The sequence below is a fragment of the Cupriavidus sp. GA3-3 genome, from assembly GCF_000389805.1.
Taxonomy (GTDB): Bacteria; Pseudomonadota; Gammaproteobacteria; order Burkholderiales; family Burkholderiaceae; genus Cupriavidus; species Cupriavidus necator_D.
This window is the reverse complement of record NZ_KB944504.1, coordinates 1-24,490: the sequence shown is the minus strand read 5'-3', so window position 1 is coordinate 24,490 and position 24,490 is coordinate 1. Positions and strand designations below refer to the sequence as shown.

Genomic DNA, 24,490 nt, shown 5'->3' with positions numbered 1-24,490 from the left:
GGGCGCTCGCATCATGACAGCCACAGGCACCGGATTGCCGCCGGCCTGGCAGCCCGGAGATGTGCCGGCGGCGATGGTGGACCTGCTCTACCGCCAGTCCAACGCGGTCCTGTTTGCCAACTTCGTCATTGCGCTGCCGGTGGTCTATGTGCTGCGTCCCAGCGCGCCGCTGCCCATGCTGGCCGGCTGGATGGCCGCGGTGTACCTGCTGACCACGCTGCGCATCGGCCTGTCGTGGCGCTACTTCCGGCGCGACGGCAGCACGCCGCCGCAGGTGTGGGCACGCCGCTTCATGGTGCTGTCCTGGCTGTCCAGCCTGCTGTGGGGCGCCGTGGGCTCTGCCATCCTGCTGCCGCCCGAGCCGCAGCTGGTGGCGTTCTGCTGCATCGTGCTGGCCGGCATGTCCAGTGGCGCGATCCCGTCGCTGTCGGCGCATCCGGCCACCTACCGCGGTTCAGTCGCGGCCATGCTGCTGCCGTTCACCATCTATTGCCTGGTGCAGCAGGGGCCGGTGTATGGCGTCTACGCGGGCTTTGCCGCGTGCCTGCTGTGCGTCAACATCTACTACAGCCAGGTCACCTATCGCGCGCTGCGCGATGGCGTGACACTGCGCTTCGAGAACGTCGCGCTGATCGGCGAGCTTGAGCGCGAGCGCGACCGCGCCACCGCCGCGGACCGGGCCAAGACGCGCTTCCTGGCGGCCGCCGGGCACGACCTGCGCCAGCCGGTGTATGCCATCGGCCTGCAGGCGGCATCGCTGCTGACTCTGGGCGAGCGCGGCGATGTGGCAGGCGGCCAGGCGCATGCCATCGGCCACCGGCTGCAAGCCACGCTGGCGCGCATGGACAACCTGCTCGACGGCCTGCTCGACGCCTCGCGCCTGGATGCCGGCGTGATGCCGGTGCGCCGCCAGCCGCTGCATCTGGCGCGGCTGCTGGCCGAGCTGCGCGACGAGTACGCCGAGCAGGCGTGCCAGCGCGGCAGCGTGCTGCGGGTGGTGCCGGCGCGCGCGTGGATCGACAGCGATCCGGACCTGCTCAAGCGCATCCTCGACAACCTGGTGGCCAATGCGCTGCGCCATGCGCCGCGTGCCAGCATCCTGGTGGGCGCGCGGCGCCGCGGCGATGCCATGGAGATCCAGGTGATCGACACCGGCCCGGGCATCGTCGCGGCCCAGCAGTCGCGCGTGTTCGACGAATACGCCCAGGTGCCGGGCCTTGCCACGGCAGGCGACGACCAGGCGGGCGCAAAGGGACTGGGCCTGGGCCTCGCGATCGTGCGGCGCCTGGCGGCGCTGCTTGGCCACCAGGTGGGCCTGCGTTCCGCACCGGGGCGCGGCTGCGTGTTCTCGGTGCGCGTGCCGCTGGCTGCCGCCGCGGCGCAGGTGCATCCAGCCACCCCCGCCATTCCCGCGGCCGCTGGCGAGCCGCTCTGCGTGATGCTGGTCGACGACGACGCGCAGGTGCTGGGCGCGCTCACCGAACTGCTGTCGCTCTGGGGCCATGTGGTCTACGGCGGGCGCACCGTTGCCGCAGTGCGCGCTGCGTACCGCGCCGCCAGCCAGGACGGGCCCGCCCCGGTCCACCTGATCCTGGCCGACTACCGGCTGGCCGAAGGCCTGACCGGCATCGCCGCGGTCGGCATGCTGCGCGCCAGCCTGGGCCGCGCGGTGCCGGCGCTGATCGTCACCGGCGACACCGCGCCAGACCGGCTGCAGGCGCTGCATGACAGCGGCTTCCCGGTGTTGCACAAGCCGATCCAGGGCGAGGCCTTGCGCGCGGCCCTGCATCGCGCGGTGCAACTGGCCGAGGCCGCCTGAGGCCCTGCGCTGCATGCATGGCAGGAGCGGTTTATGATCGGGCTTTTCCGTTGTCCGGCGCCTTCTTGCGCAGTGCGCAAGCGCCTGAACCAGGAGCCAGTGTGCCCGATCTGTCCGCTTTCCCCATCACCCGCAAATGGCCGGCGCAGCATCCCGACCGCATCCAGCTGTATTCCCTGCCCACGCCCAACGGGGTCAAGGTGTCGATCATGCTGGAGGAGACCGGCCTGCCGTATGAACCGCACCTGGTGCGCTTCGACGCCAACGACCAGATGTCGCCGGAGTTCCTGTCGCTGAGCCCGAACAACAAGATTCCCGCCATCCTCGATCCCAACGGTCCGGGCGGCAAGCCGCTGGCGCTGTTCGAATCGGGCGCGATCCTGCTCTACCTGGCCGACAAGTCGGGCCAGCTGATCCCGGCCGACCCCGCGCGCCGCTACGAAACCATCCAGTGGGTGATGTTCCAGATGGGCGGCATCGGGCCGATGTTCGGGCAGGTGGGCTTTTTCCACAAGTTCGCGGGCAAGGAGTACGAGGACAAGCGCCCGCGCGACCGCTACGTGGCCGAAAGCCGGCGCCTGCTGAATGTGCTGAACCAGCGGCTGGAAGGGCGCGACTGGATCATGGGCGACACCTACACCATTGCCGATATCGCCACCTTCCCGTGGGTGCGCAACCTGCTTGGCTTCTATGAGGCGGGCGAACTGGTCGGCATCCAGGACTTCCCGCATGTCAGGCGCGTGCTGGAGGCCTTCGTGAAGCGCCCGGCGGTGGTGAAGGGGCTCGATACGCCGCACCGCGGCTGAGGCAGCCTGCGGCGTGCGCGCCGCGGGCGTGGGCATCGTCCTACACGGCGGCCTCCCCGGCGCCTACAGAGGGGCGGGCGGCACGCATCCTATAGTCCAGGAACAGGCGCATCGCCCTGCGTTGCCTGAGGAGCCCGGACCATGCCGATGCCCATCACCTTTTCCCTGTTGCGTGTCGTTCTTTTGGCGGGCGCCACCGCTGCGCTCGCCGCCTGCGGTGAAACGGCCAAGCTGCCTTCCGAAGCGGGCTTTGGCCCCACGCCGCAGCTGCCGCCACCCAACCAGACCGCGATCCCCACCGTCAAGATCGCGCCGGCCATCGGCTGGGCCGCGGGCCAGCGCCCGGTGCCGGCCGCAGGCATGGCGGTGACGGCCTTCGCCGACAAGCTGGACCATCCGCGCTGGGTCTATGTGCTGCCCAACGGCGACGTGCTGGTGGCCGAGAGCAATGCCCCGCCCAAGCCCGACGACGGCAAGGGCTTCCGCGGCTGGATCATGAAGAAGGTGATGAAGCGCGCGGGCGCCGGCACCCCCAGCGCCAACCGCATCACGCTGCTGCGCGACACCAACGGCGACGGCGTCGCCGACCAGCGCTCGGTGTTCCTAAAGGACCTGAACTCGCCGTTCGGCATGGCCCTGGTCGGCAACGACTTCTACGTAGCCGCCACCGACGCGGTGCTGCGCTTCCCGTACCAGCCCGGACAGACCCGGATTACGGCCGCGCCCCAGAAGGTGGTGGACCTGCCCGGCGGGCCGCTCAACCATCACTGGACCAAGAGCCTGATCGCCAGCCGCGACGGCAGCAAGCTGTACGTGACGGTGGGCTCCAACAGCAACGTGGGCGAGCACGGCATGGACAAGGAGGTCGGCCGCGCCGCCATCTGGGAGGTCGACCCGCAGGCCGGCACGCACCGGATCTTTGCCAGCGGCCTGCGCAATCCCAACGGCATGGCGTGGGAACCGGTCACCGGCATGCTCTGGACCGCCGTCAACGAGCGCGATGAAATCGGCAGCGACCTGGTGCCGGACTACATCACCTCGGTGCGCGACGGCGGCTTCTATGGCTGGCCCTACAGCTACTACGGCCAGCATGTCGACGCACGCGTGAAGCCGCCGGCGCCGGACCTGGTGGCCAGGGCCATCGTGCCGGACTATGCCGTGGGGGCGCACACCGCATCGCTCGGGCTGGCCGCCGCCGGCGGCAACAACCTGCCGGCGCGCTTCAGCGAAGGCATGTTCGTGGGCCTGCACGGTTCGTGGAACCGCAGGCCGCTGGCGGGCTACAAGGTGATCTTCGTGCCGTTCAGCAAGGGCCGGCCCAACGGCGCGCCGTTCGACGTGCTGACCGGCTTTCTCGATGAGGACGGCAACGCGCGCGGGCGGCCGGTGGGCGTGGCGATCGACAAGCAAGGCGGTTTGCTGGTGGCCGACGATGTCGGCAATACCGTGTGGCGGGTCAGCGGCGCGAAGTAGGCGGACCAGGGCGCGGCAGCGGCGGCACCGCACCGCTAGAATGACGGCGTCCCCACACGCCGAGCCCGCTGCCGTCCATGTCTCTCACGGTCTTCGCTGTCGTCCTGCTCGCCGCGTTCCTGCATGCCGCCTGGAACGCGGTGGTCAAGGGCGGCGGCGACAAGATGCTGTCGACGGTGATGGTGGCGGTGAGCGCCGGACTGACGGGCGCCGTGGCGCTGCCGGCGTTGCCGCAGCCGGCGCCGGCGAGCTGGCCGTTCATCGCCGCGTCAGTGGGCGTGCACGTGGTGTATTTCGCGCTGGTGGCACGCATCTACCACACCGCGGACATGAGCCAGACCTACCCCCTGATGCGCGGCACCGCGCCGCTGCTGGTGGCGGTGGCCAGCGTGGGCTGGCTGGGCGAGCACCTGTCGGCGCTGGCGTGGAGCGGCATCGCCGTGATCAGCCTGGGCATCCTGGCCATGGCGGGTGGCGCCCGCGGTGCCCCTGGCAGCCGTGAGGGCATGTGGCTGGCGCTGCTGAACGCAGTGGTGATCGCCGCCTATACGCTGATCGACGGCACCGGCGTGCGCCGCTCCGGCGCACCTGTGGCGTATGCATTCTGGATCTTCGTGCTGACCGCGGTGCCGCTGGCGGCGTGGGCGCTGGTGGCGCGCCGGCCGGCACTGGGCGGCTATGTGCGGCGCAACCTGGTGTTCGCGCTGGTGGGCGGCGGCGGCACGCTGGCGTCCTATGGGCTGTCGCTGTGGGCGATGACACGCGCGCCGGTGGCCCCGGTAGCGGCCCTGCGTGAGTCCTCGATCCTGTTCGGCGCACTGATCTCCGGGCTGCTGCTCAAGGAGCGCGTGGGCGCCGCCCGCCTGGGCGCGGCCTGCCTGATTGCCGCCGGCGTGGCCACGCTGCGCTTTGCCTGAGGGCACGTCCGGGTGCCGCTCTGAACGCCCGGCCGCTGCGCGCCGCCAGCGCTGTCTATACTTGGTTTTACCGGGGTCAGACGGGGGAGGGGCACTGCGTCCGCGCAAACCGGCAGCCTGGCGTCGACGCCGAGGAGAGGGCATGGACCACACCGCAGATTCGTTTCGGGCTTTTGAGCTGGCTGGCTGGGAAGATCCCGAGGTCGTCAGCCAGTACCAGGAGCATCTGTCGCACGTGACCCGGCAATCGGTCGAGTCCCTGCTGGACGAGGCCCATGTGACCAGCGGGCTGCGCGTGCTGGATGTGGCCACCGGCTCCGGCCATGTCGCGGCGGGGGCGGTGCGGCGCGGCGCAGAGTCCGTCGGCATCGATTTCTCGCTGGCGCAGGTGCAGCTGGCGCGCAAGCTCCATCCGGATGTCCATTACGAGCAGGCCGATGCGCAGGCGCTGCCGTTCGGCGATGCCAGCTTCGATGCCGTGGTCAATGGCTTCGGCATGTGCCACCTGTCCGACCCCGATGCCGCGCTGGCCGAGGCCTTCCGCGTGCTGCGCCCGGGCGGGCGCATCGCCTTCACCGTGTGGGACACGCCCGAGCGCGCGGTCGGTTTCGGCGCGGTCTATGCCGCGATCCGCGCCTACGGCTCGATGGAGGTCGATATCCCCGTGGGGCCGAACTTCTTCCTGTTCAGCGATCCGGGCCATTGCCGCACCGCGTTGCAGCAGGCCGGCTTTGTCTCGCCCACCTGCCGCAACGTGCCGCAGGTATGGCGCTTCTCCACGCCCGACCAGCTGTTCGATGCGCTGGCCCAGGGCACCGTGCGCGCCGCCGCCACACTGCGCGCGCAGACTCCCAAGGCCCGCGACGAGATCCGCGCCGTGCTGCGCGGCACCGTCGCCGCCTATATGCGCGGCAGCGGCTTCGAGGTGCCGATGCCGGCAGTGCTGGCGGCGGCGGTCAAGCCCTGAGGGCGGGGCTTACGCACCTGTGGCGGCGCGGACGCCGCCGAGGGTGTTGGAGATCGACCGACATCCCTGCCGCCAGCGTCGGCCTGGCCCCACCATCCCATTCCCGGAAAGTGCCGTAATCCACGCCGCAACCAGCCTTGTGGCGGTGGCACGGTCATTGCGCAATGGACAGCGAGCGCGGCGCCGCGGCTCGTTGTGCCACCAGCCAGCAATGGCTTCCCGGAGAACCCCGATGTACACCCGACCCCAATGCCAGACAGGGCAGGCCGCGCCGCGCCCGCCCGCAATCCTGCACCGCTCGCGCCAGGCCATGGCGCTGCTGCGTGTGCTGGGCTTATGCATCAACAGTGTCGCCTGCGCCCAGTCCGAAGCGCCGCAGGCTGCAGCGCCTGCCGTGCAGGCCGTGACGCCGGAACAGAAGTTTGCGCCCGGATACCTGGAGGCCGTTGCCACCGGTTATGACAATGGGTTGGCCTTGCGGGAGCCGGAAGGCCTCGCGCCGCTGAGGCTGCCGCGCGAGGCGCGCAGCGCGCCGGCGCCAGGCGCCGTGCCGGTTGCCATGCCAGCGGCGGTGCGGCCGCAGCCGGCGCGCTGACCTGGCGGGGCTCCCGGGAGCAGGGTGGCGAAACAAGTGGCGCAGTGCGGCCTTTAGCGCCTGACCTGTTCCTGTTCGTCCCGCCCTGCCGACATGAAGTCGTTCGGGAAGGCTGGGGTATTTGAGTTCAGGCCTGGGGTGACGCGGTCCAGTCTTCGATGCGCAGGCCCGGATACGTCGCAAAGTCGCGCACGTTGCGCGTGACCACTGTCAGATCCTCCGCAATGGCATGGGCGGCAATCAGCTTGTCCATGACATCTGCCTTGCGTTCGCGCCTGGCGGCACGAATCGGGCCGTAGGCGCGCGCGGCTTCGGCGTTCAGCGGCAGCACTGGGACCCGCGCGACCAGCCCGTGCAACGCGCGCCGCGCAGCCTCCGGATTGCCCGAGGCGGTTACACCGTATTCGAGTTCGGCCAGGGTGATCGCAGACAGCACCACATCGCCCTCGAAGCATTGTGCAAAGCGTTCGGCCACCTGGGGCGGCTGGTGCTTCATCAGGTAGATGCACATGTTGGTGTCGAACATATACCTGGCCATCAGAATCCCTCCCGCTCAGCCTGCTCCTGGTCGCCGCGGCCTTGTGCCATGAAGTCGGCCGGGAACGCGGCGAAGGCGTCGAGCAGGCCCGTCAGGCGCTGTCGCACGGGGCGGATCCGCAACTCATCGCCGATCCGCTCGATTTCCAGCTGCATATCGGTGTCGGGGTAGGCCAGTTCCGCGGGAATGCGCACCGCTTGGGAGTTTCCGTTACGGAAGATCCGGGTGAAAGGCATTGTGGTTTCCATGTACATCCTTGCAGGTACGAGCATAGCACCATCCAATCAGAAGTACATCTGCGTGTGTACGTCCATAATTCTCAATCTCGTCTGTCATTACCTACAATTCGTCACACTGGTAATTCCCCGCCCAATGGACATCGATCTCGCCCGCACCTTCCTGCAAGTCGTCCGCACCGGCAGCCTGCTGGCCGCGGCTGACAAGCTGCATGTCACCCAGACCGCCGTGACCGCGCGCATCAAGAGCCTGGAATCGCAGCTCAACTGCCGCCTGTTCGAGCGCAACAAGGCGGGCGCACGGCTGACGCCCGATGGTCAGCGCTTTCTCGGCTACGCCAGCCAGCTGGTGCAGACCTGGGAGGCGGCCTGCCGCGAGCTGCCGTTGCCGGCCGGGCTGGCCAGCCTGTTTCGTTTCGGTACGGAAATCAGCCTGGGCAACCCGCTGGTGCTGCTGTGGACCACGCGCCTGCGCCAGCTGATGCCGGCGCAGGCGGTGCGGGCGGAAGTGGGGGAAGGGGCGGAGCTGCAGCGCAAGCTGCAGTCAGGCACGCTGGATGCGGCGCTGGTCTACCAGCCGGAGTACGCGCCCGGCATGCATGTCGAGGCGCTGATGGAAGAGAAGCTGATCCTGATCCGCTCGACGCAGCGCGACGGCGGCTATGTCTATATCGACTGGGGACCGGAATTCCGCTGCCAGCATGACAGCGCGCTGCCGGAGCATGCGCGCGCCTCGCTGTACTTCAACCTGGGGCCGCTGGCGCTGCAGTACATCCTGCAGTTCGGTGGCAGTGGGTATTTCCGGACACGCGTGGTGCAGAGCTACCTGGACAGCGGGGTGCTGGCGCGCGTGGAAGGCGCGTCAGAGTTCTCTTATCCGGTATTCCTCGTCTGCGCCAGGACCCCCGCAGGGGCGTCGCAGGATGCCGTGCGCATCCTGCGTGACATCGTGCGCGAAGAATCCGACTGGTCGCAGCGCTGGGATTTCCCGCAATAGCGCAAAGCGGTCAGATCCGGACCGGCACCAGTTGGCCCATCGGGCCGGGCACGGCCACCAGGCGCCATTGCCGCACGCGCCCCACCCGGCGGCCGCGCCCGCCGCCGCGCGGCGGGCGCGGTTCCAGCCCGGCAAAGCGGCCATGCCGCTGCGCGCGTTCGAACACCGGCTCGGGCACCCGGGTCCCGATCAGCCAGGTGACGGTGCCTCCCAGCGCCACCAGTGCCAGCGCCAGGGCGATCCAGAGGACGGCTTCCATGTTCCCCGCTCCATCGAATAGGTATCTGTGCTTCCAGTATTGTGCAAAGCGTTCCGGCGGGTAAATGAAAGTTATTTCCACTTCATATCAATAAAATTGCATTCAAGCTGGCTTCTCCTTCAAACCTGGGCCGTTCGGCTGCGGGAGGAAAAATCATCCTTTCCGACGAATCTCATAGACGCTGCACGGCAGACACTCAGCCGGTCACTCTCAAAAACACCAGGAGACCCCGCATGCAACGCCTGATCTTCGAAGCCGAACACGACGCCTTCCGCGAATCCGCCCGCCGCTTCTACCAGCGCGAGGTGGGGCCGCACGGCGAGCGCTGGCGCGAACAGGGCTGCGTGGACCGCGAAGTGTTCCGCAAGGCCGGCGAGCAGGGCTACTTGCTGATGTGGGCCGACGAGAAATACGGCGGCGCCGGCGTGGAGGATTTCCGCTATGAGCAGATCCTGATCGAAGAGAACGCGCGCCACGGCGACTCGGGCTTTTTCGGCACGCTGCACTCGCGGCTGGTGGCGCCGTATATCGGTCGCATCGGCAACGAGGAACAACGCCAGCGCCTGCTGCCGGCGGCCGCGCGCGGCGAGTCGATCTTTGCCATTGCCATGACCGAGCCGCAGGCGGGATCCGACCTGGCCGGCATGCGCACGCGTGCCGAGGACCACGGCGACCACTGGGTGCTGAACGGCGCCAAGACCTATATCTCGAACGGCCAGCTGGCCGACTACGTGGTGGTGGTCGCGCGCACTGATCCGGAGCGCAGCCATGGCCTTGGCCTCTTTATCGTCGAGCGCGGCATGCCCGGCTTCGAGCGCGGGCGCAAGCTGCGCAAGATGGGCCTGCACTCGCAGGACACCTCGGAGCTGTTCTTCGACAACGTCAAGGTGCCCAAGGCCAACGTGCTGGGCGAGCCCGGCCAGGGCTTCCGCTACCTGACGCGCCACCTGGCCGAAGAGCGGCTGATTGGCGCCTGCGGCTACATGGCGTCGGCGCAGGTGGCGTTCGACCTCACGCTGGACTATGTCAAGGAGCGCAAGGCCTTCGGCCGGGCCATCGGCACGTTCCAGAACTCGCGCTTCAAGCTTGCCGAACTGCGGGCGCAGCTGGATGCGCTGCAGACCTTCGTCGACCAGTGCGTGCTGCAGCACAACGCAGGCACGCTGACCGTGGAGACGGCGGCGTCGGCCAAGCTGCTCACGTCGGAACTCCAGGGGCGCATGGTCGACGAGGGCGTGCAGCTGCACGGTGGCGCCGGCTATATGGAGGAGTACCGCATCTGCCGCATGTACACCGACGCGCGCATCTCGCGCATCTACGCCGGCAGCAGCGAGATCATGAAGGAGATCATCGGCCGCAGCCTGGGGCTGGATGACCGCATGAAGGGGTAAGCCGCCTGGCAGTACAGACGGCACGGCCGGCAACGGCCGTGCCGTTTTTCATGGTTTTCCGATTGGCTAGGGTTTTCGCGCAGTTAAAGGCTTTTGTCAGCTTTATGAAAGCCGTTTGTAATGCGATTCGGTTTGAATGCGTGCGGGAGATCGTGTCCGGTGGCGTCTGATGCACCAGGACAGCGGGCGAGGGCGCACCAGGACAGCCACGCTTCGCGGCCGCATTGGCGGGATCAGGGTCGGATGAATATTTGCCGCCCTGGTGCACCGTTCGGCGAGCACGGTCGTTTACCGCAGACCGTTGTCGAACCGAGCCTGACTGACCGTGCCTTTTGTCTTTTCCCGTATTGCCGTAGGTGCCCTGCTGCTACTGGGGGTTCTGGCCCGGCCCGCGGCAATCCTTGCCGCCGAAGGCCCCGCCGATCCGCTTCCTTCCGCTGATTCCGCAGATGCTGCCGGTCCTTGCGTGCCGCCGCCGGCGGGCGCGACGCTGACCCTGGCGCAGGCGCGCCTGGACGCACTGCGCTGCAACCGCGACATCATCGCCGCCCGCCGCGGCGTCGAAGCCAGCCAGGCGGACATACAGATCGCTTCGCAGCGGCCCAATCCGGTGCTGAGCCTGGGCGTGACCAATATCAACCCGCATGCCGGCATCGGCTCGGGCAACCTGCGCAGCAAGACCGTGGATTCCACCCTGCGCGTGGACCAGCTGATCGAGACCGCCAACAAGGGCGGCCTGCGCGTGGACGCCGCGCGCAAGGCCAGCGCGGCCGCCGGCGAAGTGGCGCAGGCGGTGGTGGCGCAGCAGAGCGCCGCCGCGGAGCAGGCTTTTTATGACGCGGTGGTCAGTCAGGAGCGCGTGGTGGTGTTCAAGGAGATGCTGGCGCTCTACGACCGCACGCGCCAGGCCAGCGAAACCCGCCTGAAGGCCGGCGACGTCTCGCGCGCCGACGTGACCAAGCTGCAGCTAGACGCGCTGCGCGCGCAGAGCGACATGCGCCAGGCCATGACCGACCACGCGCGCGACAAGGCCCAGCTGGCGCAGGCCATGGGCGTGCCCGGCACGCTTGCCGGCAACCGGCTGGTGCCGGACTGGCCGCCGCTGGATACGCCCGTGCCGCAGGTCGATCCCGACACATTGCAGCGCCGCCCCGACGTAACAGCGGCCGAGGCCCGCCTGGCCGCGGCCGCCGCCGCGCGCGACCTGGCGCGCGCCGGCCGCGTGCCCGACGTGACCGTCGGCGCGCAGGCTGAGCACTATCCGGTTTCCGCCACCAATACCAACGGCAGCGGCAACAGCTACGGCGTGTTCCTGACGATCCCGCTGTACGTGCGCCACAGCAACGGCGGCGAGGCCCGCCGCGCCGAGGTGGACTACTACGCCGCGCTGGACGACCGCAACCGCGTGCTGCTGGAAGCCGGCAATGAGATGGAACGGCTGCGCAGCCAGCTCGAAGCCGCGCGCCAGTCACTGCGGCAGATGCGCGACGACGTGCTGCCCGCCGCCGAAAGCGTGGCCGGCAGCGCCGAGTTTGCCTACGGCAAGGGCGCCACCGGCGTGCTCGACCTGCTCGATGCCCGCCGCGCGCTGCGCCAGACCCGGCTCGATTCCGTCAGCGCCCAGGGCGATTACGCCAAGGCCCTGTCGGCCTACCGCGCCGCGCTGCAGACCTCCACGACCGGCACTGCGACAAGCTCGCGTCCCTGAACCGCAGTCCCAGCGAATCCAATGCACTCCCTCCTGTCACGCATGTCCCGCCGCATGTCTTCCGTCCATTTCCCCGCCGGCCTGCCCGCACGGTTTGCTGCCCTGTCCCTGTGCGCGCTGGCGCTGGCCGCCTGCGGCAAGTCTGAAGCGCCCAAGGCCGATGACGATCCCAAGGTCAGCGGCAATACCATCCAGTTCCCGGCCAGCGTGAAGACGCTGCCGGGCATCGCCGGCGAGGCCGCCAGGACCGGCGGCGAGCGCATGCTGAGCCTGCCCGGCCGGCTGGTGTGGAACGAGGACAAGACCGTGCGCGTGTCGACGCCGTTTGCCGGCCGCGTCACCGAGATCCTGGTGCAGCCCGGCACCACCGTGACAGCGGGCCAGCCGCTGGCCAGCCTGACCTCGCCCGATTTCGGCGTGGCCCAGGCCGATGCGCGCAAGGCCGCCGCCGACAGCGCGGTCGCGGCCAAGGCGCTGGCACGGCAGCGCGAGCTGTACGGCGCCGGCATCATCGCGCAGAAGGAGCTGGAGCAGGCGCAGGCCGACGCCGCGCGCGCCGCGGCGGACCTGCAGCGCACCCAGGCGGCGCTGGCCCAGTACGGCGCGGCCGCGGGCGGCGCGGGCGCCTCAGGCATCGTAAACCAGCGCTTTCCGCTGCGCAGCCCGATCGACGGCCTGGTGGTCGAACGCAACATCAACCTCGGCATGGAGCTGCGCCCCGACCAGCCGCCCGCCGCGCCGTTGTTCCTGGTGACCGATCCGACCACGCTGTGGGCGCAGGTCGATGCGGGCGAGGCCGACCTGAGCCTGTTCAAGCCGGGCGTGGACGTGCAGCTCACCACCGCTGCCTGGCCCGGCGAGACCTTCTCCGGCACCGTGGTCAAGATTGCCGACTATGTCGATCCCACCGCGCGCAGTATCAAGGTGCGGCTGAACGTGCCCAACCCGGAGCGGCGCCTGAAGGCAGAGATGTTCGTCACCGCGAAGCTGCCGGCCGCGTCGTTCAAGGGCATCGCCGTGCCGTCCAAGGCCGTGTTCCTGGCCGACAACCGCAACTATGTGTTCGTGCGCACCGCCGCCAATACCTTCGAGCGCCGCCTGGTGCGCGTGGGCGTGACGCTGCCCGGCACCACCGAGCTGCTTGAAGGCGTGAAGGACGGCGAGACCGTGATCACCGACGGCAACCTCTACCTGCAGGACATCCTGCGCGATGCCACTGCCGTGAACGCGGCGCGTGCGTCCGAGAAGAAGTGAGGACGGCCGCCACATGATTTCGCGCATCGTCAGCTTTGCCCTGCACCAGAAGCTCTTTGTCTGGCTGGGCCTGCTTATCTTCGTCGGGGGCGGCCTGGCTGCATTCAAGAACCTGCCGATCGAAGCTTTCCCGGATGTCTCCGACATCCAGGTCAACGTCATCACGCTGTACCCGGGCCGCGCCGCCGAAGAGGTGGAGCGCCAGGTGACCATCCCCATTGAAACCGCGCTGGCCGGAACGCCCAACGCGGTGCGGGTGTTCTCGCATACGCAGTTCGGCCTGTCGTTCATGATGGTGACCTTCAACGACCGCGCCACCGACGTGACCGCGCGCCAGCAGATCCTGGAGCGCCTGCGCAGCGTGGACCTGCCCGACGGCGTGCATCCGGACCTGGCGCCGCTGTCCACCGCGATCGGCGAGATCTACCGCTTCCGCCTGGCCGGCAAGGGCTATACCGCGCAAGAGCTGCGCACGCTGCAGGACTGGGTGGTGGAGAAAAACCTGCGCCAGGTGCCGGGCGTGGCCGACCTGGTCACCATCGGCGGAACCATCAAGCAGTACGAGGTCAATCCCAACCTGGCGCGCATGCGCGATGCCAAGATCTCGCTGTCGCAGCTGTTCACCGCGCTGCAGCGCGCCAACGCCAATGCCGGCGGCGGCGCCGTGGCGCACGGCCGGCAACAGTTCCTGCTGCGCTCGCTGGGCAGTTTCCGCACCTCGGCCGATATCGCCAACGTGGTGGTGGCCGAGAACCAGGGCACCCCGATCCTGGTCAAGGACATCGCCGACGTGAGGGTCGGCAGCGCGCCGCCGCAGGGCCTGATGGGCCAGGACGACGAGGACGACATCGTCTCGGGCATCGTGGTGATGCGCAAGGGCGAGAACCCGTCGCTGGTGCTGGAGGCGCTGAAGAAGAGGATCGACCTGCTGGACGACCAGATCCTGCCCAAGGGCGTGAAGATCGTGCCGTACTACGATCGCTCCACGCTGATCGACAAGACCCTGCACACCGTGTTCGGCAACCTGGTGGAAGGCGCGCTGCTGGTGATGGCGGTGCTGTACCTGTTCCTGGCCAACGTGCGCGCCGCGGCGATCGTGGCGCTGATCATCCCGCTGGCGCTGCTGTCGACCTTCATCGGGCTGACCTGGGTGGGTATTCCAGCCAACCTGCTGTCTCTTGGCGCGATGGACTTCGGTATCATCGTCGACGGCGCGGTGATCGTGGTTGAGAATATCTTCAAGCGGCTGGGCGAGCTCAAGGCGCAGCAGATCAAGGACAGCAAGGCGCGCCTGCATGCCATCCTGCAGGCCACCACGGAAGTGGGCCGTCCGACCGTGTTCTCGATGGTCATCATCATTGCGGCGCACATCCCGATCTTCACGCTGCAGCGGCACGAGGGCAAGATCTTCGCGCCGATGGCCTACACGGTCACGGGCGCGCTGATCGGCTCCCTGATCCTCTCGCTGACGCTGGTGCCGCTGCTGTGCCACCTGCTGCTCACCAGGAACATCGCGCACGACGACAACTTCATCGTGCGCCACTGCAAGCGGCTCTATGAGCCGATGCTGGCCTGGGCGCTGGACCATAAGAAGCTGGTGGTGGGTTCGGCGCTGGGCCTGCTGGTGGTGACCGTGGGCGTGGGCAAGTTCCTCGGCAGCGAGTTCCTGCCCGAGCTGGACGAAGGCTCGATGTGGGTCAGCTTCGACCTGCCGGCATCGGTCTCGATCGACGAGGCGCGCGACCAGGCGCGGCTGCTGCGCAGCGTGATCCGCAAGACCCCGGAGGTCAATACCACCATCTCCAAGGTGGGCCGCCCCGACGACGGCACCGATCCCAAGCTGATCAACACCGTCGAGATCCTGGTGGACCTGAAGCCCGAGAAGCAATGGCGCGACGGCTTCAACAAGCGCGCCATCATCGGCGAGATCGACAAGAACCTGCGCCAGCTCCCCGGCATCGAGCCCAATTTCTCGCAGCCGGTGCGCGACAACATCCTGGAGAGCATCTCGCAGATCAAGGGCCAGATCGTGATCAAGGTGCAGAGCGACAGCCTGGAGCAGAACAAGAAGGTGGCCGACCAGATCCTGGCCAACGTGCAGACGGTCAAGGGCGTGATGCGCGCCTTTATCGACCGTGACGGCGAACTGCCGCAGTACGTGCTGGAGTTCGACCGGGCCCAGGCCGCGCGCTACGGCATCAATGTCGCCGACGTGCAGGACCTGATGGAAACCGCGCTGGCCGGCAAGGCCGCGACCGAGCTGTGGGAGGGCGAGAAGCACTTCAGCGTGGCCGTGCGCCTGAAGCCGTCGGAGCGCGCGCTGCCGAACCTGCCCAATATCTTCATGCAGACCGCGGACGGCGCGCAGGTGCCGCTGTCGCAACTGGTGACGTTCCGCGCGGCATCCGGCGCGATGAACATCAGCCGCGAGAACGGCCAGCGCACCACCTCGATCGGCATCTTTATCCGCGACCGCGACATGGGCAGCGTGGTCAAGGACATGCAGAAGCTGGTGGCGAAGAACGTCAAGGCCGACGACGTCAAGATCAGCTGGTCGGGCGAGTTCGAGAACCAGGAGCGCGCCATGGCGCGGCTCTCGATCGTGGTGCCGCTGTCGGTGCTGGTGATCTTCCTGCTGCTGTTCAATGCGTTCAAGTCGTTCAAGAGCGCCACGCTGATCATCTCGAACATCCCGTTCGCGCTGATCGGGGGCGTGTTCGCGCTGTTCCTGACCGGCATCCCGCTGTCGGTGTCGGCGGCGATCGGCTTTATCGCGCTGTTCGGCCAGGCGGTGCTCAATGGCGTGGTCATGGTCACCTACTTCAACCAGCTGCGCGATGAAGGCATGCCGGTGCGCCAGGCGGTGCTGACCGGCTCGATGGACCGGCTGCGCACGGTGCTGATGACCGCGCTGCTGGCCATGCTGGGTTTGTTCCCGATGGCGATCTCTCGCGCCATCGGCTCGGAGACGCAGCGCCCGCTGGCCATCGTCATCATCGGCGGGCTGATCACCGCCACCATGCTGACGCTGATCGTGCTGCCCACCTTGTATGAATGGATGGTGGGGCGCAACTGGCCGGACGAAGAGGGCGAAGCGCCTGACGAGAACCGGTTGACGCCGTCGATTCTGGGCTGACGACCGCCCTGACTTCACTGGCAATTTGCGCCCCTCTCCCGCTGCGCGGGAGAGGGGCGCCTTGTTCTGCGGCACGCATGCTCGCCCGCCGTCGCGCACATGACGCGCTGACCGCACCATCCCCCCTCCAGCAACCAGGTGCATGCCCCGCCGCGTGCCTCGCCCGCATTGCAATGTCGGAATAGTCTGACGCGCCTTTCGGAACCGGACGCCTGCTTCCCATACCCCCCCGGGCCTACTCTGTACTTACGGCATGGCCAGCAGCATAGCCGCCGGCCTCTCATGCGTACCTTTACGCAATCACCCGGAAAGGAGATCGACATGTTGAAGAAATGGCTGACCGCAGCAGTGTGTTCGATGATGGTTGCCGCACCGGCGGGATTTGCGCTGGCGCAGATGACCGCACCAACAACCGCGTCCGGAACGACTGCAACCGGGGCAAGGGCAGACTATGACGCCGCGGTGAAGCAGGCTGATGCGGACTACAAGGCTGCCTCCGCCAAGTGCAATGGCATGAAGGACAACGCCAAGGACGTCTGCAAGGCCGAGGCCAAGCGCGACCGCGATGTGGCCAAGGCCCAGGCCGAAGCCCGCCGCGACGGCACGCAGAAGGCGACCGCCAAGGCCGAGAAGACCAAGGCTGACCGCGACTATGACGTAGCCAAGGAAATGTGCGACGACAAGAAGGGCAACGACAAGGACGTCTGCAAGAAGGACGCCAAGGCCGCCCATGAAAAGGCACTGATGGCTGCCAAGGTCGACAAGGCCGCGGCGACCGGTTCGCGTGCCGACGTGGCGGAAGCCCGCGCCGACGCGAAGAAGGACGCCACCGACGCCGCCTACAAGGCCGACAAGGAACGCTGCGACGCGATGTCGGGCGATGCCAAGGACAAGTGCCAGGCCGATGTGAAGGCCAAGTACGGCAAGTAAGCCTTCGCGGCATCCCGCCAGCATTGGCGGGCCACGCACCGCACCACCCGCAAGGGGACGCCTCCAATGCGCCCCCTTGCCACCGGATGAAGGAGCATGAGATGAACTGGGACCAGATCGAAGGCAAGTGGGAACAAGCGAAGGGCAAGATCAAGGAGAAGTGGGGCAAGCTGACCGACGACGACATCGCGCAGATCAACGGCAAGCGTGACCAGCTTGCCGGCCGCATCCAGGAGCGCTACGGCTACACCAAGGAGCGCGCCGAGGAAGAAATGAAGGATTGGGAACGGGACACGCGCTGGTAAGCAATGCGTGGCAGCTAGGCAAGGCGGGACGCCAGCGGGCGTCCCGCCTTGCTTTTTGCGTGCGGCGCGTGCTCGGAACCTGGCACCCCCGGAACGAGGGGTATGCCGGCGCGTATCGCACAGCATTAAGCGCGGATTAGCTCTGAATGCAACCGAACGATGCACGCGCCACCCGCGCAGGGCATAACATGTCGCGTCGCCGACCCTGCCATCCGCCCGGCTTGCCTTCGCGCTCCGCATGTACGCAGCCTTGCCCGCCTTCGTCTCGTCGATCTTCCTCGGTTACGGCCTCTATGTGCTGGTGACCAAGGGCGTGACGCGCGTCTCCACTTCGTTCTTCCTGCTGTGCGTGACCACCTTCGCCTGGCAGGGCACGTGGGTGTTCCTGTTCCAGGCCTCGCATCCCGATGTGTCGCTGATGCTGGCCCGGCTCGGCTACCTCTTCATCCTGTTCCTGCCGACCACCTTCTACCACTTCATCGCCGAAGTCACCGAGTGCCGCCGCGAGCGGCCGTTGCTGCTGGCCTCGTACGGCCTGAGCCTGGTGCTGGCGGTGCTGCTGCTGACCACCGACCAGATGGTCTCCGGCTACTACAGCTATTTCTTTGGCGACTATCCCAGGGCCGGCCCGCTGCATCCGCTGCACCTGGTGCAGACGGTGCTGGTGGCGCTGCGCAGCGCCTGGCTGCTGGTGGCGGCGCGGCGCAATGCAACCGCCGAACGCCGCAAGCGCTACAAGCTGTGCCTGGTGGCGGTGGCGCTCTATTCGCTGGCGGCGGTGGACTACGCCGTCAACTATGGCGCGGCCTTCTATCCGCCGGGCGTGGTGTTCGTGGCGGCAAGCCTGGGCATCCTGGCGGTCAGCGTGGTGCGCTACGACCTGATGCATCCGTATTCGCTGGCCGCCACCGTGGCGCACGAGGTGCGCACGCCGCTGGCGACCATCCGCATGCAGGCGCAGGAGCTGGCGCGCACCTGGCCGCAGGTGCTGCACGGCTACCGGCTGGCGGTCCAGCAGGGGCTGTGCGAGGACCGCATGCGGCCCGGGCAGCTTGAGCGCGTGTCGAGCCTGGTCGGCGCCATCACGCGGGAAGTCGATGGCACCAGCACCGTGATCGACATGGCGCTGGCCTCGGTCACGCTGGAGCGGCTGGACCGCAGCAGCTTTGCCCCGCACGGCATTGCCGACTGCGTGCATGCGGCGCTGGAGCGCTACCCGTTCCAGGGCGAGGAGCGCGGCTGCGTGCAGGTGCGCGGCATCGACCAGGGCTGGCGCTTTGTCGGCTCCGACACGCTGCTGGTCTACGTGCTGTTCAATCTGCTGAAGAACGCGCTGCATGCGATCCGCACGGCCGGCGGCGGCCGCATCGACATCACCGGCGCGACCGAGGGCCAGTACCACGTGATCCGCTTTCGCGACACCGGCCCGGGCATTGCGGCCGACGTCATGCCGCGCATCTTCGATCCGTTCTTCTCCACCAAGGCGCATGGCACCGGTGCCGGCCTCGGCCTGGCCTTCTGCCGGCGCGTGATCGAGACCTTCGGCGGGCGCATTGAGTGCGAGTCGGTGCCGGCCGTGCATACCACCTTTACCCTCAGCCTGCCGCGCTTCACCGCCATGGCCGACAGCCGGCTGCGCACCAGCACCGCCGGCTGAGCCACGGCCGGCGGTGCCGGATTCAGACCCGCGCGGGGTCAGCCGCGCCTGGCTCAGCTGGCCAGTGCCGGCAGCGCCAGTTCATATTCCCTGACCCGTTCGATGATGCCCGCCGGAAAGCGCGTGATGCGCTTCTGCCGGTCGGCGAAGACGATCTGCTGGTAGCCCAGCGACACCGGCTTGCCCCCCACGCAGAAGCGGAACAGCAGGTAGGCCGAGCACTGCCGGACCTGGAAGGTGTTCAGGTAGCAATCCACGCGCTGGAACGGGAACGTCTCCTCGACATACTCCTGGTGCGCGCGCTTGGTCACGAAGACGCCGCCCGCGGCCAGCAGGTTGTCGTGGATGCATTCATGGAACCAGCGCTCCCGGCAAATACCCTGCCACTCGAAATAGCGGGCGAAGTAGGTGTTCATAAAGGCATTGGAATCCTTGAGGTAGATGTCGATCGCATGGTGGAAGGTCTTGTGCGAAGCGGTCTCGAACGCGTCGGGCGCCAGTTGGGCCGCGCCGCGGTTCAGGATTTGGGGGATCACGTCTCGCATCAACATAAGTTGACTCCTTGAGATGGCTGCAAGCGGCAGCCACGCCTGCCCCCGGGAAGGTTGGGGCATGGTGGCATTCTGTCCGCTTGGGCAGTGTCAAGGTGTGCGCTGAAGTGGGGGTTGCGGCACGTTCCGGCGCGTGACGCACGGGCGACAAAAGTCCCGGAATGCACGCCCGGGCCTGGCAATACCGGAGCGGCATGGATCGGCGTTAACCCGAGTAGTCTAGGTTTATAGACTTTTATATAGTCGTCCGGCCAGGCTGCCTCCGGGCGGCCCACGCCTCGCCCCTTTTCCCCGACGTTCACCGGCGTTTCCCAACCTCCCTTGCCGCATGGCAGACACCACGTCCAGCGAACTCCTCGCGCGCAGCCGCCAGCCGGTCTACCTGCAGCTGGCCACCATCTTCCGCCGCCAGATCGAAAGCGGCGCCTGGCGCGAGGGTGAGCGCATCCCGTCGCTGGAAGAGCTGTGCCGCCAGTACGGCGTGGCGCGCATGACCATGCACCATGCCTTGTCGATGCTCGATGAAGAAGGGCTGGTGGCGCGCTCGCGCGGGCGCGGCACCTTCGTCAAGGCGCCGTGCCAGTCGCGGCGGCAGGTGTCGCTGTCGACCAGCTGGGACGAGGCGGTGGCGGTGGGCGCTCAGCTGGACACCGAAGCGATGGTCGAATCCGCCGGCAACGTGCCGCTGCCCGCCGATCTCGGCATGCCGTGCCCCGGTGAGCGCGCCGCCGAATACCACTTCCTGCGCCGGTTGCACCGGCTGGAAGGACGGCCGTTCGCGGTGGGCGAGGTCTATATCGAGGCCGGCGTCTTTGCGCGCGAGCCCGAGGCCTTCCGCCAGGGCGCCTCGGTGCCGGTGCTGGACCGCTTCCCCGGACTGTCGGTCAGCACCGCGCGCCAGCGCCTGTCGATCGTCGCGGCCGGGGCCGAATCCGCCGCCGCGCTGGCGCTTGCCGTGGGCGCGCCGGTGGCTGAGCTGCGCCGTTTTGCCTGTGTCCCGGGCGAGCGCGGCGAGCTGATCGTCTACTACGCACGCATCGAATTCCCGACCGACTTTGTCTGCCTGGATTTCGACCTGCTGGCGGCGCGGCCGTGCCCGGCCTGACGCCTCCCGTGCAACCAATGCCAACCTGCTGACCCAGAACCTGAGCGGAACCCGAGACATGGAAACTACCCAACCGATGAACGGCGCCGAGAGCCTGGTCAAGACCCTGCTCGCCAACGGCGTGGACACCTGCTTTGCCAACCCGGGCACCAGCGAGATGCACTTCGTCGCGGCGCTGGACCGCATCCCGGGCATGCGCTGCGTGCTGGGCCTGTTCGAAGGCGTGGTCACCGGCGCGGCCGATGGCTATGCGCGCATGGCCGGCAAGCCCGCCGCCACGCTGCTGCATTGCGGCCCGGGGCTGGCCAACGGCCTGGCCAACCTGCACAACGCGCGCCGCGCGCAGACGCCGGTGGTCAACATCATCGGCGACCAGGCCACCTACCACCGGCCGCTGGACGCACCGCTGACCGCGGATACCGAAGGCTGGGCCCGTCCGGTCTCGGTGTGGACGCGCACGGCCACGCAGGCTGCGTCCGTCGGCGCCGATGCCTCGTCCGCGGTGCAGGCCGCATGCGCCGCGCCGGGCGGGGTCGCCAGCCTGATCCTGCCTTCCGATGTGTGCTGGGATGCGGGCGGCGTGGTGGCCGCGCCGCTGCCGCCGCTGGCGGTGCCCAAGGTCTCGCCCGACGCCGTGCAGCAGGCCGCGCGCGTGCTGCGCTCGGGCCAGCCCACGCTGGTAGTGCTGGGGGGCAGCGCGCTGCGCGAGGCGCCGCTGGCCGATGCGCACCGCATTGCCGCGGCCACCGGCGCCCGCCTGATCTCGCCCATGTCCAATGCGCGCGTGTCGCGCGGCAGCGGCCGCCTGGCGGTGGACCGCGTGCCATATTCGGGCGACGTCGCGCGCGACAAGCTGGCCGGCATCCGCAACGTGATCCTGGTCGGCGCACCGGCGCCGGTGACGTTCTTTGCCTACCCGGGCAAGTCGCCGCGCCCGTATCCGGAAGATGCCGTGATCCACGTGCTGGCACGCCCGGAGGAAGACCTTGCCGAAGCGCTGGCCCGCCTGGCCGACGAGGTGGGTGCACGCAATGCACCGCTGCCGGCTGCCGTAGCGCCCGCATCCGTTGAGCCCGCCCGCGGCGCGGTCACGTCCGAGGCGGTGGCACGTACGCTGACCGCCTTGCTGCCCGAACAGGCGATCGTGGTGGAAGAGAGCATCAGCTTCGGCCGCGCCTTCTATCCGGGCACGGTCCATGCGGCCCCGCACGACTGGCTGCAACTGACCGGCGGCGCCATCGGCGAAGGCCTGCCGCTGGCCGTGGGCGCGGCGGTGGCGGCGCCGGACCGGCGCGTGGTGGCACTGCAGGCCGATGGCTCGGCCATGTACACGCTGCAGTCGCTGTGGACCATGGCGCGCGAGCAGCTCGACGTCACCGTGGTGCTGCTGGCCAATCGCAAGTACGCCATCCTGCTGGGCGAGCTCGCGGGCGTAGGCGCCAACCCGGGCAAGACCGCGCTGGACATGCTGGATATCGGCAATCCCGACCTGGACTGGGTCAAGCTGGCCAACGGCATGGGCGTGGAGGGCGCGCAGGCCAGGGACATGGAAAGTTTTGCCGACCTGTTCCGCATGGCCAATGCGCGCAGGGGGCCGTTTGTGATCGAACTGGTGATCTGAGCGCAGCGCTTTCCGGATTCAAAAATCCAGCCTTCGGCAGATGTGAATTGTTGCAATGCACAGACTGCGGCAAGCTGATTGCTGTGCCATGGCAGGTCCATGGCGGCACCATCAAAAGTGAAGGAGACTCCATGCCCCAACAACAAGCGGCGGTGGGTCCGGACAAGGCTTACGCGGACCAGCTCGCCGCTGGCCAGTTCCGCATCCAGCATTGCCAGGACTGCAAGCGCCACGTGTTTTTCCCGCGCAATATCTGCCCGCACTGCGGCGGCGACACGCTCGCCTGGGTCGAGCCCAAGGGGACCGGCACGGTCTACTCCACCAGCGTGATCCGCCGCAAGCCGGATGCCGGCGGCGACTACAACGTGGTGCTGGTCGACCTGGATGAGGGCGTGCGCATGATGAGCCGCGTGGAAGGCATTGCGCCCGCCAGCGTGCGCATCGGCATGCGTGTGCAGGCACGCGTGGCGCAGGGCAAGGAAGGCGAGGCCGCTCTCGTCGTGTTCGATCCGGTGGAGGGCTGAGGCCATGAGTTTGTCGAATTTGCGTGGCAGCGTCGCCATCGTCGGGGTCGGCCAGGCGGGCCTGGGCGAGGCCCACGGCAAGACTGAAATGGAAATCCTGGTGGAGGCCGCCAAGGCCGCCGTCAGGGATGCGGGGCTGTCGATGCGCGACATCGACGGCATCGCCACCGCCAGCGTCGGCGCCAGCATGTGGGTGATGCCGGTGGCCGAGTACCTTGGCATCAAGCCCAAGTTTGTCGACAGCACCATGATCGGAGGCTCCAGCTTTGTCTCGCACATGCTGCCGGCGATGATGGCGCTGGAATCGGGGCAGTGCGATGCGGTGCTGGTCTGCTACGGCAGCAACCAGCGCACCTCCACGGTTGGCCGCGCCGGCATCTCCAAGGTGCGCGCGGTGCTGGACCCGCAGCCGTATGAGCACCCATACAGCCCGCTGCAGCCGATCACGTCATATGCTCTCGCCGCGGCGCGCCATATGCACCAGTACGGCACCACGCGCGAGCACCTGGCCGAGGTCGCCGTGGCCGCGCGCAAGTGGGCGCAGCTGAATCCGGAAGCGATGATGCGAGACCCGCTCAGCATCGATGATGTGCTCAATGCGCGCATGGTGTCGGACCCGCTGTCCGTGCGTGACTGCTGCCTGGTCACCGATGGCGCCGGCGCCTATGTGATGGTGCGCGCGGACCGCGCCAGGGACCTGGCCAAGCCGCCGGTCTATGTGCTGGGCAATGCCACTGCCACGTGGCACCGGCAGATCTCGTGCATGCCGGACCTGACCGTAACGGCTGCCAAGGAATCCGGCGAGCGCGCCTTTGCCATGGCGGGGCTCAAGCCGTCGGATGTCGATGTGGCCGAGCTCTATGATGCTTTCACCATCAACACGCTGCTGTTCCTGGAAGACCTGGGTTTCTGCGCCAAGGGTGAGGGCGGCCAGTTTGTCAGCGGTGGCGGCATTGCGCCGGGCGGGCGGCTGCCGGTGAATACCAATGGCGGTGGCTTGTCATGCGTGCATCCTGGGATGTATGGGATGTTCATCACCATTGAGGCGGTGCGGCAGTTGCGTGGGGAATGTGGGGAGCGGCAGGTACGGGATGCCGAGGTTGCCGTGGTGCATGGGAATGGGGGGACGTTGTCGAGTCAGGCTACGGCGATTCTGGGGACTGGGGCGACGGTTTAAGGCGGGAGCGGGGGGGGCTATTGGCTTGGCGCCATGCGGGGACCTGTCAGAAATTTTGTGTTTAGGGCATAACATGTCGCCAAGGAGCATGTATGCCACGCAAGACGAAGACCAGCCAAGCCGCAGGCCGTGAACTGCCGGCTATTCCCGAGGACCTGATCGCTCATTTCGTTAAGGGTCCGATGACCGCCGAAGCGGTTCAGGACGCCTCGATGGCATTCAAGAAGGCCCTGATCGAGCGGGCCCTAGGCGCCGAGCTAGGCCATCACTTGGGCTACCAGCCGGGCGCGGAGCGCCCGGCTGGCACAGCCAACCAGCGCAACGGCAAGAGCGCCAAGACCGTTCTAACCGAGGATGGCCCGCTGCGGGTCGACATCCCGCGCGACCGCGACGGCAGCTTCGATCCGATCCTGATTCCCAAGCACGAACGGCGCTTCACTGGGTTCGATGACAAGATCATCGCCATGTACGCCCGTGGCATGACCGTGCGCGAGATCCAGGCGTTTCTGGCCGAACAGTACGGC

At 67.9% G+C, this 24,490-nt stretch carries 23 protein-coding genes; 19 read left to right on the top strand and 4 right to left on the bottom strand.

Features of this window, described 5'->3' with window-relative positions:
- Positions 1 to 13: 13 nt before the first annotated feature.
- From C265_RS28605 to C265_RS28580, 6 genes are all read left to right on the top strand, one after another.
- The gene (locus C265_RS28605) at positions 14 to 1,819 is read left to right on the top strand and encodes a hybrid sensor histidine kinase/response regulator (protein ID WP_052181697.1); all 1,806 of its coding nucleotides are present in this window, start codon (positions 14 to 16) and stop codon (positions 1,817 to 1,819) included.
- Positions 1,820 to 1,920: 101 nt separating this feature from the next.
- Positions 1,921 to 2,625 (top strand): glutathione S-transferase N-terminal domain-containing protein, encoded by a 705-nt coding sequence (locus tag C265_RS28600; RefSeq protein ID WP_010810389.1) that lies wholly within the window; start codon positions 1,921 to 1,923, stop codon positions 2,623 to 2,625.
- Between the two features lie 141 nt (positions 2,626 to 2,766).
- Positions 2,767 to 4,098 (top strand): sorbosone dehydrogenase family protein, encoded by a 1,332-nt coding sequence (locus C265_RS28595; protein ID WP_010810388.1) that lies wholly within the window; start codon positions 2,767 to 2,769, stop codon positions 4,096 to 4,098.
- A gap of 77 nt (positions 4,099 to 4,175) precedes the next feature.
- Positions 4,176 to 5,015, top strand: coding sequence for an EamA family transporter (locus C265_RS28590; protein ID WP_010810387.1), 840 nt, complete (start codon positions 4,176 to 4,178; stop codon positions 5,013 to 5,015).
- 142 nt (positions 5,016 to 5,157) lie between these two features.
- Positions 5,158 to 5,982, top strand: a complete 825-nt coding sequence (locus C265_RS28585; RefSeq protein WP_010810386.1) for a class I SAM-dependent methyltransferase — start codon at positions 5,158 to 5,160, stop codon at positions 5,980 to 5,982.
- Positions 5,983 to 6,214: 232 nt separating this feature from the next.
- A complete protein-coding gene (locus tag C265_RS28580; protein WP_010810385.1) occupies positions 6,215 to 6,577 on the top strand; it encodes a hypothetical protein in 363 nt (120 codons plus the stop codon).
- Between the two features lie 127 nt (positions 6,578 to 6,704).
- On the opposite strand, the gene C265_RS28575 is transcribed toward C265_RS28580, so the two are convergent.
- Together C265_RS28575 and vapB are read right to left on the bottom strand one after the other, a co-directional pair.
- Entirely contained in the window at positions 6,705 to 7,115 is a 411-nt protein-coding gene (locus C265_RS28575) for a type II toxin-antitoxin system VapC family toxin (protein WP_010810384.1), read from the bottom strand.
- Positions 7,115 to 7,363, bottom strand: coding sequence for a type II toxin-antitoxin system VapB family antitoxin (vapB, locus tag C265_RS28570; protein WP_011616683.1), 249 nt, complete (start codon positions 7,361 to 7,363; stop codon positions 7,115 to 7,117). Before vapB ends, C265_RS28575 begins: the two co-directional genes overlap by 1 nt.
- Before the next feature lie 124 nt (positions 7,364 to 7,487).
- On the opposite strand from vapB, the gene C265_RS28565 reads away from it, so the two are divergent.
- On the top strand, positions 7,488 to 8,348 hold the full coding sequence (locus C265_RS28565; RefSeq protein WP_010810382.1) for a LysR family transcriptional regulator: 861 nt from the start codon (positions 7,488 to 7,490) through the stop codon (positions 8,346 to 8,348).
- 10 nt (positions 8,349 to 8,358) lie between these two features.
- Here the strand turns inward: C265_RS28565 and C265_RS28560 are convergent, their stop codons facing one another.
- Positions 8,359 to 8,607 carry a hypothetical protein gene (locus tag C265_RS28560; RefSeq protein WP_010810381.1) on the bottom strand — a complete coding sequence of 83 codons (249 nt, stop codon included), beginning with the start codon at positions 8,605 to 8,607 and terminating at the stop codon, positions 8,359 to 8,361.
- Between the two features lie 233 nt (positions 8,608 to 8,840).
- Here C265_RS28560 and C265_RS28555 point away from each other — a divergent pair, with 233 nt between their 5' ends.
- The 7 genes from C265_RS28555 to C265_RS28525 all read left to right on the top strand — a co-directional run bounded on the left by C265_RS28555 (position 8,841) and on the right by C265_RS28525 (position 18,988).
- Positions 8,841 to 9,998, top strand: coding sequence for an acyl-CoA dehydrogenase family protein (locus tag C265_RS28555; RefSeq protein WP_010810380.1), 1,158 nt, complete (start codon positions 8,841 to 8,843; stop codon positions 9,996 to 9,998).
- 325 nt (positions 9,999 to 10,323) lie between these two features.
- Positions 10,324 to 11,706, top strand: a complete 1,383-nt coding sequence (locus C265_RS28550) for a TolC family protein (protein WP_052181696.1) — start codon at positions 10,324 to 10,326, stop codon at positions 11,704 to 11,706.
- Positions 11,707 to 11,760: 54 nt separating this feature from the next.
- Entirely contained in the window at positions 11,761 to 12,960 is a 1,200-nt protein-coding gene (locus tag C265_RS28545) for an efflux RND transporter periplasmic adaptor subunit (protein ID WP_010810378.1), read from the top strand.
- A 13-nt stretch (positions 12,961 to 12,973) separates the two neighbouring features.
- Positions 12,974 to 16,096: an efflux RND transporter permease subunit gene (locus C265_RS28540; protein ID WP_010810377.1), complete on the top strand. Its 3,123-nt coding sequence runs from the start codon at positions 12,974 to 12,976 to the stop codon at positions 16,094 to 16,096.
- Between the two features lie 321 nt (positions 16,097 to 16,417).
- Complete coding sequence (locus C265_RS28535) at positions 16,418 to 17,026, top strand: hypothetical protein (RefSeq protein WP_010810376.1); 609 nt, start codon at positions 16,418 to 16,420, stop codon at positions 17,024 to 17,026.
- Positions 17,027 to 17,127: 101 nt separating this feature from the next.
- Positions 17,128 to 17,331, top strand: a complete 204-nt coding sequence (locus C265_RS28530; RefSeq protein ID WP_010810375.1) for a CsbD family protein — start codon at positions 17,128 to 17,130, stop codon at positions 17,329 to 17,331.
- Positions 17,332 to 17,569: 238 nt separating this feature from the next.
- Entirely contained in the window at positions 17,570 to 18,988 is a 1,419-nt protein-coding gene (locus tag C265_RS28525) for a sensor histidine kinase (protein ID WP_010810374.1), read from the top strand.
- A 53-nt stretch (positions 18,989 to 19,041) separates the two neighbouring features.
- On the opposite strand, the gene C265_RS28520 is transcribed toward C265_RS28525, so the two are convergent.
- Entirely contained in the window at positions 19,042 to 19,539 is a 498-nt protein-coding gene (locus tag C265_RS28520) for a thioesterase family protein (RefSeq protein WP_010810373.1), read from the bottom strand.
- A gap of 328 nt (positions 19,540 to 19,867) precedes the next feature.
- Here C265_RS28520 and C265_RS28515 point away from each other — a divergent pair, with 328 nt between their 5' ends.
- The 5 genes from C265_RS28515 to C265_RS28495 form a co-directional block, all read left to right on the top strand.
- A complete protein-coding gene (locus C265_RS28515; protein ID WP_010810372.1) occupies positions 19,868 to 20,644 on the top strand; it encodes a GntR family transcriptional regulator in 777 nt (258 codons plus the stop codon).
- Positions 20,645 to 20,720: 76 nt separating this feature from the next.
- Positions 20,721 to 22,265 carry an acetolactate synthase large subunit gene (locus C265_RS28510; protein ID WP_010810371.1) on the top strand — a complete coding sequence of 515 codons (1,545 nt, stop codon included), beginning with the start codon at positions 20,721 to 20,723 and terminating at the stop codon, positions 22,263 to 22,265.
- A gap of 131 nt (positions 22,266 to 22,396) precedes the next feature.
- A complete protein-coding gene (locus C265_RS28505; RefSeq protein WP_010810370.1) occupies positions 22,397 to 22,789 on the top strand; it encodes a Zn-ribbon domain-containing OB-fold protein in 393 nt (130 codons plus the stop codon).
- Between the two features lie 4 nt (positions 22,790 to 22,793).
- Complete coding sequence (locus tag C265_RS28500; RefSeq protein ID WP_010810369.1) at positions 22,794 to 23,966, top strand: thiolase; 1,173 nt, start codon at positions 22,794 to 22,796, stop codon at positions 23,964 to 23,966.
- Positions 23,967 to 24,058: 92 nt separating this feature from the next.
- The coding region (locus C265_RS28495) for an IS256 family transposase (RefSeq protein WP_010810368.1) at positions 24,059 to 24,490 on the top strand (432 nt) is incomplete at its 3' end.